Origin of the sequence: Spirillospora sp. NPDC047418 (assembly GCF_040643275.1) — a bacterium.
In the GTDB taxonomy this organism is placed as follows: domain Bacteria; phylum Actinomycetota; class Actinomycetes; order Streptosporangiales; family Streptosporangiaceae; genus Spirillospora.
The window spans coordinates 1-10,720 of record NZ_JBEYTW010000161.1; the positions used below are offsets into that span (position 1 = coordinate 1).

Here is a 10,720-nt window from a genome sequence, read left to right on the forward strand (position 1 = left end):
CTCCTGTCCCCCGGGCCGCGGTGGTTGTTTCCCCGCCGCCCCGGGGGGGCCCCCCCCCCGGCCCCGGCCCGGGGCGCCCCCCCCGCCGGTACCGCTCCAGTATTCGGAGGAGACAGACGTGGCAACCCTACGGGTCGGGCTGGTCTCGCCTGAGCGCGAGATCTGGTCCGGTGAGGCCAAGATGGTGGTCGCGCAGACCATCGAGGGGTCGCTCGGCATCCTGCCGGGCCACGCCCCGGTGCTGGGCGTCCTGCTGGACGGCAGCGTGGTGAAGATCGAGCCGGTGGACGGCGAGCCGATCGTCGTGGCGGTCGGCAGCGGGTTCTTCTCCGTCGCGGCCGACGAGGTGTCGGTGCTGGCCGAGCAGGCCGAGCTGGGCGGCGAGATCGACGTCGACGCCGCCAGGCGGGCGCTGGACGAGGCCCTGGAACTGGCCGGCGAGGACGCGACGCCGGAGCGGCGCGCCCGCGCCCGGCTGCGCGCGGCGGGCATCGAGGCCTAGCATCTGAGGTCTGGAGTTCGACGGACGGCGGGGGATTTGGGCGAGCACCTGGCACTGGACGTGGGCGGTGCCCTGGCCGCGCTCGTCCTCGTCGCGGCCCTGGTGTTCGTCTGCATGGTGGTGCGCCGCTGGCTGTTCACGCGCGGCGGCGGCACCGTGGAGTGCAGCCTGCGCGAGCTGGCCCCGGAGGGCGGAGAACCGGGGGTGTGGCGGCTCGGCATCGGCCGGTACAAGGGCGATGAGCTGCACTGGCATCGCGTGTTCGGTTTCCGCAGAAGGCCCCGGCAGGTGATCCACCGCCGGGGCCTCGTCGTGTCCAACCGGCGCCGCCCCGGCCCGCAGGAGGCGGACGGGCTGCTGCCGGACGTCGGCGTCATCGAGGTCCGCGACGGCACACTGACCGTGGAGCTGGCGATGGGCGCGGCGGCACTGACCGGCTTCCTGGCGTGGCTGGAGGCGGCACCGCCCGGCCTACCAGTAGACCTGCCTCAGCAGGAATGAGCCGACGGCGGGATGTCGGGCTTGAGCCGGTGCCGGGACGAGTCGGCAACGGGCAGGTGCCGACGGTGGGCTTGAGCCGGCGGCGGGCTTGAGCCGGTCGACGGGCATGAGCTGGTAAGGCGTCGGTATCGAGTTGGCGTTGCGGCGCCGCCGCTGCTTGAGGCGGGCGGGGCGCGGGTCCAGGATCGCTGCTGGTCCCGCTCGGTTCCCGTCCGCTGGAGTGCACGTGCGCAAGCTGATCACCGGCCGCAGTCTCCTCACCGGCACGGCCGTGGCCCTGCCCGCGCTGTTCCTGCCCGCGGCCCTGCCCGCCGCGGGGGCCGCGCCGGCCCGTCCCGACCTGGCGAAGCTGGTGACGCTGAAGGACGTCAAGGCGCACCTGGCGGCGTTCCAGGAGATCGCCGACTACAACGGCGGCAACCGCGCCGCGGGCACCCCCGGCTACGACGTGTCGGTGCGGTATGTCGTCGGGCGGCTCCGGAAGGCCGGCCTCACCCCGAAGGTCCGCAAGTTCACCTACCCGTACTGGCGGGAGAAGACCGAGCCGGTGTTCGCGCGGACGGCGCCGTCCAAGAAGCCCTACACGCGGGAGAAGGACTTCCTCACGTTCGCCTACTCCGGGTCCGGCGACGTGAACGCGCCCGTGGTCGCGGTGGACGTCCCGGCGAAGGGCGAGGGCACGAGCGGCTGCGAGAAGGACGACTTCAAGCGCTTCAAGAAGGGCTCGATCGCCCTCGTCCAGCGCGGCACCTGCACGTTCGCGGCGAAGGCGGCGCGGGCGAAGGCGGCGGGCGCGTCCGCCGTGGTCGTGTTCAACAAGGCCGGGGAGAAGGGGCCGATCAACGGGACGGTGTCGAAGCCGTCCACCCTCCCGGTCGTCGGGGTCACCCACGAACTGGGCGCCGCGCTGGTGAAGGCCGCGAAGAAGGGCGGGCTGAAGCTGCGCGTGAAGACCGACACGGTGCACGGGAAGACGTCGTCCGCGAACGTCGTCGCCGACACCGAGCGGGGGGACGCCGGCAACGTGGTGCTGGTCGGCGCGCACCTCGACAGCGTCCCGGCCGGGCCGGGGATCAACGACAACGGCACCGGCGCCGCCGCCCTCCTCGCGATCGCCGGGAAGATCAAGGACCTCGGCAAGGGCCTGCACAACCGGGTCCGGTTCGCCTGGTGGGGCGCCGAGGAGGAGGGCCTGCGCGGCTCCGCGCACTACGTGAAGTCGCTGCCGGCGGGCGAGCGGGAGAAGATCGCGCTGAACATCAACCTCGACATGCTCGGCTCGCCGAACGGCACCCGCGGCGTCTACGACGGCGACCACTCCACCGGCGGCGGCACCCGGGCGCCCGCCGGGTCGGGGGCGATCGAGAAGATGTTCCGCGACTACTTCAAGGGCCGCCACCTGCCGACGAGCGAGAGCGAGTTCGACGGGCGCTCCGACTACGGCCCGTTCGTCGAGCGGGGCATCCCGTCCGGCGGCATCGCCACCGGCGCCGAGGGCGTGAAGACCGCCGCCGAGGCCAAGACGTTCGGCGGCCGGGCCGGCAAGGCGTACGACCCCTGCTACCACGACAAGTGCGACCGGCTGAAGAACGTGAACCTGAAGCTGCTCGACACGAACACCGACGGAGTCGCGCACGTCCTGCAGCACCTCGCCGGGACGACCGTCGCGGTCAACGGCGGCGCCCGGCTGGCCCTGCCGCGCGTCCCGTCCGCCGGGTCGGCCCGGCAGGGCCCCTACACGGTCCGCTAGTTCGGCGAGACGGAGATGCCGCCGTCGCGGGTGGTGAGCTTGATCCGCCGCTCGGAGCGGGAGTCCTCGTGGATCGCCGCGTCGATCCGCTTGCGGCCGTTGTCGGTGGACGCGCTGATCGCGTAGGCCGGTTCGGTCGGGAGGCGGACGAGGACGGAGCCGTTGTCGGTGTTCGCGACGATGTTCGCGGGCGGAGCGGTGAGGCGCAGGCTGATGCCGCCGTCCCTGGTCCGGGCGGTGATCCGGTCGGCCGCCAGCCCGTCCGCCTCGATGCCGCCGTTGTCGCTGTGCGCGTCCACCGTGGTGATCTTCCCGCCGAGGCGGATGCGGCCGTCGCTGGAGCGGGCCGTCACCTTGTCGGCGGTGAGCCCGGTCGCGTCCACGGAACCGTTGTCGCTGCGCAGGTCGGCGGTGGTGACGCGGCCCGAGACGCGCAGCGATCCGTCGACGGAGGTGAGGGACGCGGTGGACGCCCGCAGGTCCGTCGCGGTGATCGAGCCGTTGTCGCTGTGCAGCGTCACCGCCCCGGCGAGCCCGGACGCGACGATCGCCCCGTCCTGGTTGGCGATCTGCACGGCCATGGAGCGCGGCACCCTGACCCGGTAGGAGACCCCGCACGAGGCGGCGAACCCGATCGCCTGCGTCCCGCACTTCGCGTTGAGCGAGAGCGTGTCGCCCTCGACGGTGTGCTTCGCCTTCGGCTTGTTCTTGTCGTTGGACCAGCGCAGCCGCTCCTCGACCTTGATGCCGGGGGAGTCGGACGCGGTCACCTCGACCTTGCTCCCCGTCGTCTTGATCTTCAGCGCGGTGACGCCGGCCGGCGCGGTGTAGGAGCGGTCCTCGTGGCGGGTGCCGCCGAGGCTCACGTTGCCGCAGCCGGTCAGCGCCACCGCCGCCGCTGCCAGAACGACCGTGCCCGTCAGGGTCCTCACGTGCTCACTCCCGTTGTCGCCGTGCCCTCGTGCAATGCCTTCGTGCCATGCCCTCGTACATGACCAGCCTGGCCTGGAGGGAACGTCGTCACCAGGTGGGGAGCCGGTGAACCGGGGGTGGGGTTAGCCCCACCCTCAGCGCTCGCCGCCGGGCTTCCACAGCACGTCGCCGTGCTCGGCGTTCGCGACGCGGCACAGGATGAACAGCAGGTCCGACAGCCGGTTGAGGTACTTGGCGGTGAGCGGGTTGACGCCGCCCACGACGGTCTCGCCGGTCGCGGAGGTCTCGGGGGTCTCGGGGGTCTCGCCGTCCTCGGGGGTCTCGCCGCTGGCGCTGCCGTGCGCCTCGATCGCCGCCCAGGTGGTGCGTTCGGCGCGCCGTGTCACCGTCCGGGCGACGTGCAGCAGCGCGGCGCCGGGCGTCCCGCCGGGGAGGATGAAGCTGCGCAGCGTCGGCAGGGCGGCGTTGTGCTCGTCGCACGCCTCCTCCAGCCGCTCGATGTAGGACGGCTCGACGCGCAGCGGCGGGTACTGCGGGTCGGGTACCACCGGCGCGCACAGGTCGGCGCCCACGTCGAACAGGTCGTTCTGGACGCGGATCAGCAGCGCGACGACGTCCTCGGGGAGCGAACCGAGCGCGAGGGCCGTCCCGATCGCGGCGTTGGCCTCCTCGACGTCGGCGTAGGCGGCGAGGCGCGGATCGGTCTTGCGGGTCCGCGACGCGTCGCCCAGCGCGGTGGTGCCGTCGTCCCCGGTCCGGGTGTAGATCCGCGAGAGCACGACGGGGTTGTCCCTGTTCTTCGCCATGGGACGCAGCCTAGCCCTGCCGCACGTAGAAGGCCGTTCGGTAGGGTTCCCGGAAAGACCCCGGAGGCCGCCGTGTACGACTACATCATCGTGGGTGCGGGGAGTGCCGGCTGTGTTCTCGCGGCCCGACTCACCGAGGACCCGTCCGTCAAGGTGCTGCTGCTGGAGGCGGGGCCGCCCGACGACGCACCGGAGATCCACATCCCGGCCGCGGTGGCCTCGCTGATCAAGGGCCCGTACGACTGGGACTACGCGACCACCCCGCAGGAGCACGCCGCCGGCCGCAGCGTGTACTGGCCGCGGGGGCGGACGCTCGGCGGCAGCTCGTCCACCAACGCGATGATCTACATCCGGGGCGCCCGGCACGACTACGACACCTGGCGCGACTCCCACGGCTGCGCCGGCTGGGGCTATGAGGACCTGCTGCCCTACTTCCGCCGCGCCGAGGACCAGCAGCGCGGCGACCTGCCCTACCACGGCGTCGGCGGCCCGCTCCGCGTCGAGGATCCGCGCTACAGGCACCCGCTGACCCGCGCGTGGGTGCAGTCCGCGAAGGCGTACGGCCTCGCCGCGAACCCCGACTTCAACGCCGCCGATCAGGACGGCGTCGGCTTCTACCAGGTCACCCACAAGCGCGGCAGGCGCTGGTCGACCGCCGCCGGCTACCTGCATCCGATCGAGAACCGGCCGAACCTCACCGTCGTCACCGACGCCCTGGTCTCCCGCGTCGTGATCGAGGACGGCCGTGCCACCGGGGTCCGCTACGAGGCCCGCGGCGAGACCCATTCGGCGCGCGCCGACGCCGAGGTGATCCTGTCCGGCGGGTCGGTGAACAGCCCGCAGCTCCTGATGCTGTCGGGGATCGGCCCGGCCGACCACCTGCGCTCCCTCGGCATCGACGTCATCGTCGACTCCCCGGTGGGCCAGGGGCTCCAGGACCACCCGTTCGTGAACGTCATGTTCGCGACCCCGCGCACGAAGGTGCTGTGGGAGCAGGCGAACGCGCGTGCCTTCGCCCTGTACCAGGCCCTGGCGCGCGGGCCCTATGCGTCGAACGTCGCCGAGGCGGGTGGATTCGTCCGGACGGTCGAGGGCCTGCCCGCCCCCGACCTGCAGTACCACGTCCTCCCGACGCCGTTCGTGAACCAGGGCCTCACCGAGTCGTCCGAGCGGCTGCTGTCCGTCATGGTCACCGCCATCGCGATCGAGAGCCGCGGCGCGCTGACCCTCCGCTCCGCCAACCCCTGCGCCAAGCCGCTGATCGACCCCGCCTACCTCGCCGCCAAGGCCGACCTGGACATCCTCGTCGCCGGCGTCCGGCAGGCCCGCGAGATCGCCGCGACCGGGCCCCTCGCGTCCCTGGTCGGCGGCGAGTGGGCACCGGGCGAGCAGGTCGAGTCGGACGAGGCGATCGCCGGCTTCGTCCGGCGGCAGGTCGCGACGCTGTTCCACCCGACGAGCACGTGCGCGATGGGCGATGGCGACGCCGTCTGCGACACGTCCCTGCGCGTCCGGGGCGTCGAGGACCTGCGGGTCGTGGACGCCTCGGTCATGCCGTCCGTCCCGCGCGGCAACACCAACGCCCCGACGATCGCCATCGCCGAACGGGCCGCCGACCTGATCCGGGGCCGCAGCCCGCTGAAGCCGGCGAACGCCCGGGACTAGGAGGACCGGGCGGTGGACGTCCAATCCCGCGTCCAGGAGATGGCCGACGGGCTGGTCGCGTCGGGCGCCGAGGTCGGGCTGCAGATCTCGGCCTACTTACACGGCGAACCCGTCGTCGACGTGCACGCCGGTCGCGCGGACACGTCCACCGGCCGCCCGGTGGACGACCGGACGCTCTTCCCTGCGGCCGGCGTCAACCTGGTCTCGACCGTCGTCCATGTGTTGGCCGAGCGGGGCCTGATCGAGTACGGCGTCCCGGTCGCCGCCTACTGGCCAGAGTTCGGCGCCCACGGCAAGACCGACATCACTGTGGCGCACGTCCTCACCCACTCCTCCGGGGTCCCGCAGGCACCGGACGGCCTCGTCTTCGACGACCTCGCAGACTGGGACGGGACATGCGCGCGGATCGCCGATCTGCGTCCGCTGTGGCGGGCAGGCGCCGCGACCGGCCAGCACTCGCTGACCTTCGGGTACATCCTGGGTGAGGTCGCCCGCCGGGTCACCGGACGCCCCCTCCCCGAGATCCTGCGGAATGAGGTCGCCGAACCCCTCGGCGTCCCCGAAGACCTGTTCATCGGCGTCCCCGCGAGGCACCTGCCACGGGTCGCCCGGCTGGAAGAAGAAGAGGAAAGGGACCCGCTCCTGGAGTTCCCGGCGGGTTCGCTGTTCCACCGGGTCATCCCGCATGCGTTCCAGGACGAGGACGCCGCCATGATGAACCGGGCCGATCGCCTGACCATGGACGCCCCTTATCGCGGCATGATGACCGCCCACGCCCTCGCACGCATGTACGCCGCCCTGATCGGGGATGTGGACGGTGTCCGGCTCATCTCCCCCGCACGGACCGCCCGCCTCTCCGCCATCGTCACGATGAAAGAGGACCGCGTGTTCGGCTGGGCCATGGCGAAGGGACTCGGCTACTTCGTCGCCGCCGCCTCGATGGGATCCGCGAGCGCCTTCGGCTGCTCGGCCGCCGGTGGGCTGGCGTTCGCCGACCCGGAACGCGGCCTGGCGTTCGCCTACCTGCCCAATCTGCAGATCTACGGCCTGGATAGCCGGGCCTATGAGGTTGCCGACGGGCTCCGCCTGGCCCTCGGCCTTGAGACCGGCATGGGGCAGGCCATCCGGAGGCGCCGTGTCGACCGGGAGATGCGCCGCACTCGCCGCCGGGTCGGTCGGCGGCGGCGGCGCGGGCGTGGCTGGACGCCCGCCGGCTGAGACGAAGAACGCCCCCGGCCCTGTGCGGGCGGGGGCGTGGACCTTCGCGGACGGGCCGCGAGCGTGGACGTTCGCGGACAGGCCGGGGGCGTCACCGCTTGAGCGCCTTCGCGATGCGGGCGCGGCGGGCGTCCTTCGCCTCGGCGCGCAGCACGCGTACGCGGTCGTTGATGATCACCTTGTCGAACTCCGGGCGGATCATGCCGTTCTCCTTGTTCCCGCCGGGCCCTCGTGGCCCGACATGTACAAGGTTCGTCCTAAGCCCCCACCCGCCACATGGGGACGACGCCCTATCTACGCCGCCTTAGACCGCCTTAGTCGGGGGTGTCGAGCCGGGGACGGCTTAGGTGGTCGGGGTGTCGGGGTGTCGGGGTTTCGGGTGGAGCGAGGGGCTGAGGGCTGGACAGGTGGGGCTTCGGTCTGCCAGGATCCGGCGTCATGATCTATGAAAGGGGCGTCGCCGCCCTCATCCGGTGAGCGACTTCGCGCAGCGGGAAGCTGCCGACATCCGCGCGGAATGGCTCGGGCATCTGCTCACCACCGCGCCCGCCGACCGCCCGGCCGCCGAGACCGCCGTCTCCGAGCTGTACCGGCTGATCGGCCTCGATCCACCGCGTTTCCACTGGGTGTCCTCGCCGCTCGCGGCCCTGGAGACGGTCCCACCGGGCACCCGTCTACGGCCGAACGAGACCGCGGAAAACCTCTCCGAGTGGCCACTGCCGACGCGTTTCCGCAAGTTGATCAGCCGACTGTCCGTGCAGCTGGACGCCGAGGTCATGCGGGGCTACCGGCGGCTGGACCAGATGTTGCGGCAGCTGGTGCGCGCGCCGATGGCGGCATCGTCCCAGAGCACTCTCCGCCGGGCTCTGCGGTCGGTCAACGAGATCCGGAGGGCCGCCCCCTGGTATGACGCCCTGTGCGTCTCTTGGGTGGCCCACTACGACGCCGTTCGCCGGACGTCCGGTGTGGTGTTCACGTCCGAGCAGAAGCGTGTGCTCGACCTGTGGGCCATGGCGGGCCGGAGTTGCGGCTGGTGGTGGCCGCGCGAGCACGTGTGCGTCGTGTCCGAACGGCCCGTCGAGATCCACACCGAGGTCTGGGGCGACGAGGGGCAGGTGCGGCTGCACCGCCCGGACGGCCCCGCGCTCCGGTACGCCGACGGCTCCGACGTGCACGCCTGGCACGGCATGAGGGTGCCGCCCTGGGTGATCGACGCTCCGAGCGTCGAACGGATCGCGCGAGAGACCAACGTCGAGGTCCGCCGGTGCGCCATCGAGAAGATCGGCTGGGGCGACTACATCGACCAGGCGGGCCTGCGGCCCGTAGCCACCGCCCCGGACCCCGGCAACCCCGGCTCGGAACTGCAGCTTTACGACCTGCGCGTCCAGACCAGGGTGCTGCTCGCCGTCAACGGCTCCACCGAACGCGACGGCCACCGCCGCCGGTACGGGCTGACCGTGCCGGGCGCCATCGAGGACCCGGTCGCCGCCGCCGGCTGGACCTACGGGCTGTCCGCCGACCAGTACTCCCGCCTCGTCCGCCGAACCTGAAGGTGATCCCCATGACTGTGACCCTCGCGTCCCTTTCCCTGCAGACCGGACTCCCCGTCCTCGACCACCTCGAGCAGTCGGTGAGCATCCCGATCGTCGACGGGCTCCAAGCCCAGGGCGACCTGATCGTCATCCCCGTGTCCGAGATCTCGGCGTCCCTGTCCTTCTGGCCGGAGGCCCGCTGGACGGACGTCCCGCCCGACGGCATCGAACTCCTGCGAGGCGAGGCGGGCGGCAACCCGCACACCCTCGTCGCCGACCCCGGCACCTGCCGCTGGACGAAGCACGTGTACGACTCCAGCGGCCTCGCCATCGGCGTCTTCGAGGCGTCCGCCCCCGTCTATCTGCTGCACCCCGAGCACGGCGCCTCCGGCTGCACCCCGGGCCACTACGCCGTCCGCCGCCAACGCGAATACACGACCGGCGGCTGGGGCTCCCGCCTAGTCGCCGACTAACCCAACTGGCCACTACCACCACCAAGAAGCGCCCCCGCCCGGTTCGGGCGGGGGCACTCTATTGAATACGCCTCCGGCGCTCTCATGAAGCCGCCTGGCCTTATCCTCTTGCCGTTCTGTTCTGGATGGACGGCTGAGGTGGGTGCGCATCTTCTGCTTTAGCCGCTTTCTTGCTGTCGTGTTCGCTTAGCTCGTGCGCGGGGCTGAGGTCTTTGTTTTCTCGGTTTTTGTGTGGTTGCTGTGGGTGGGCGGTTGAGGTGGCCTTCCGAAGGTGGCTGCGTCCGTTTCTGCGTGTTGCCGGTTGCTGGCACGTTGGTTGCGGTGGTCGGTTTGGGTGGGGTGTTCATCTGCGGGTCGGTGCGGGGTGCTGCCTGCGTCGCGCTTCGCGCGGAAAAGCGGTCGGCGAGGAGGAGGGGTGGCGGGGGTTGTCGGTGATGGCGCGCGCGAAGCGCGCGCTCAGGTTAACCGGCGACTTGTCGTGCAGTGTGCGCTTGCCCGTTGGATGGTCGGTGGCCGTGCGGGGCGTCCTTTTTGTGGTGCAGGCCGGAAAATAATCGGTGACAGAAATGTGGCGTATCCGGATTGTCCAGCATTGTTGGCGTGGGTGTCGCGTATGATTGGTGCAGGAATTGTGGGTTGGGAGGTGAGCCTTCGTGGCAGCGCCCGTCGGGGTTGTTGAAATTGTCAGTGGTCAGCGTGAATGGGAAGATCGGGAGTGGTTTCCGCCTGGCCCGCAATTGGCGATCTGTCTGTCCGGTGGGAAGAACCGCCTGGTCGATCTGGGCGATGATGAGCTTCTGCAGGTCGCGGCCGCTGCGCGGCGTCAGACCTCTTGGGCTCAGGCGCGGGAGCTGGCTGCGATCGCCGAACTCGCCCGGCGCCGCAGCGTTGAGGAGGAGTCCGGTGATCCGGACTACCGGATCTTGTCGGCCCGCGAGTCGGTCACCGAAGAGGTCGCCGCCGCGCTCACCGTCACCGGCAACAGCGCCGCCACCCTGGTCCACCTCGCCGAGCAACTCACCGGCCCCCTCGCCCGGACGGGGGACGCTTTGGAGGCCGGGCGTCTGGACCTGGCCAAGGCCCGTGTCATCTGCGATGTCACCGAGCACCTGCCCCAGGACGCGGCCCGGCGCCTCGAGAGCGCGGCACTGGACAAGGCCCCCGAGCAGACCACCGGGCAACTGCGCCGCCGCATCAACCGGATCGCGCGGCGCCTGGCACCCGACGCCGTCGAAGAACGCCGCAGGGACGCCGTCCGGCAGCGGCGGCTGGAACTGTGGGACACCCCGTCCGGCACCTCCGACCTGGCCCTGTGCGACCTGGCCGCCGAAGACGCCCAC

At 71.6% G+C, this 10,720-nt stretch carries 10 protein-coding genes; 8 read left to right on the forward strand and 2 right to left on the reverse strand.

Annotated elements, in window-relative coordinates; all coding sequences use genetic code 11:
• Window positions 1-118 precede the first annotated feature (118 nt).
• From ABZ806_RS43850 to ABZ806_RS43860, 3 genes are all read left to right on the forward strand, one after another.
• The gene (locus ABZ806_RS43850; RefSeq protein WP_500225662.1) at window positions 119-502 is read left to right on the forward strand and encodes a F0F1 ATP synthase subunit epsilon; all 384 of its coding nucleotides are present in this window, start codon (window positions 119-121) and stop codon (window positions 500-502) included.
• Window positions 503-538: 36 nt separating this feature from the next.
• The gene (locus ABZ806_RS43855; protein ID WP_500225665.1) at window positions 539-1,003 is read left to right on the forward strand and encodes a DUF2550 domain-containing protein; all 465 of its coding nucleotides are present in this window, start codon (window positions 539-541) and stop codon (window positions 1,001-1,003) included.
• Between the two features lie 226 nt (window positions 1,004-1,229).
• Window positions 1,230-2,753 (forward strand): M20/M25/M40 family metallo-hydrolase, encoded by a 1,524-nt coding sequence (locus ABZ806_RS43860; protein WP_500225668.1) that lies wholly within the window; start codon window positions 1,230-1,232, stop codon window positions 2,751-2,753.
• Here ABZ806_RS43860 and ABZ806_RS43865 read toward each other — a convergent pair.
• Window positions 2,750-3,685, reverse strand: a complete 936-nt coding sequence (locus ABZ806_RS43865; protein WP_500225670.1) for a DUF4097 family beta strand repeat-containing protein — start codon at window positions 3,683-3,685, stop codon at window positions 2,750-2,752. The genes ABZ806_RS43860 and ABZ806_RS43865 overlap by 4 nt on opposite strands.
• A gap of 135 nt (window positions 3,686-3,820) precedes the next feature.
• Window positions 3,821-4,492 carry a cob(I)yrinic acid a,c-diamide adenosyltransferase gene (locus ABZ806_RS43870; RefSeq protein WP_500225672.1) on the reverse strand — a complete coding sequence of 224 codons (672 nt, stop codon included), beginning with the start codon at window positions 4,490-4,492 and terminating at the stop codon, window positions 3,821-3,823.
• 72 nt (window positions 4,493-4,564) lie between these two features.
• On the opposite strand from ABZ806_RS43870, the gene ABZ806_RS43875 reads away from it, so the two are divergent.
• The 5 genes from ABZ806_RS43875 to ABZ806_RS43895 all read left to right on the forward strand — a co-directional run.
• Entirely contained in the window at window positions 4,565-6,157 is a 1,593-nt protein-coding gene (locus tag ABZ806_RS43875; RefSeq protein ID WP_500225676.1) for a GMC family oxidoreductase, read from the forward strand.
• Window positions 6,158-6,169: 12 nt separating this feature from the next.
• Window positions 6,170-7,375, forward strand: a complete 1,206-nt coding sequence (locus tag ABZ806_RS43880) for a serine hydrolase domain-containing protein (protein ID WP_500225680.1) — start codon at window positions 6,170-6,172, stop codon at window positions 7,373-7,375.
• Window positions 7,376-7,848: 473 nt separating this feature from the next.
• A complete protein-coding gene (locus tag ABZ806_RS43885) occupies window positions 7,849-8,925 on the forward strand; it encodes a DUF6745 domain-containing protein (RefSeq protein WP_500225681.1) in 1,077 nt (358 codons plus the stop codon).
• An 11-nt stretch (window positions 8,926-8,936) separates the two neighbouring features.
• Window positions 8,937-9,380, forward strand: coding sequence for a DUF8820 family protein (locus tag ABZ806_RS43890; protein ID WP_500225684.1), 444 nt, complete (start codon window positions 8,937-8,939; stop codon window positions 9,378-9,380).
• Window positions 9,381-10,033: 653 nt separating this feature from the next.
• Window positions 10,034-10,720 (forward strand): DUF222 domain-containing protein (locus ABZ806_RS43895; protein WP_500225687.1); only part of this gene is annotated, 687 nt, incomplete at its 3' end.

Excerpts from the sequence above, each read along its gene's own strand:
- ABZ806_RS43870 (WP_500225672.1), bottom strand. The coding sequence starts at position 4,492 with ATGGCGAAGAACAGGGACAACCCCGTCGTGCTCTCGCGGATCTACACC.
- ABZ806_RS43890 (WP_500225684.1), top strand. The coding sequence starts at position 8,937 with ATGACTGTGACCCTCGCGTCCCTTTCCCTGCAGACCGGACTCCCCGTC.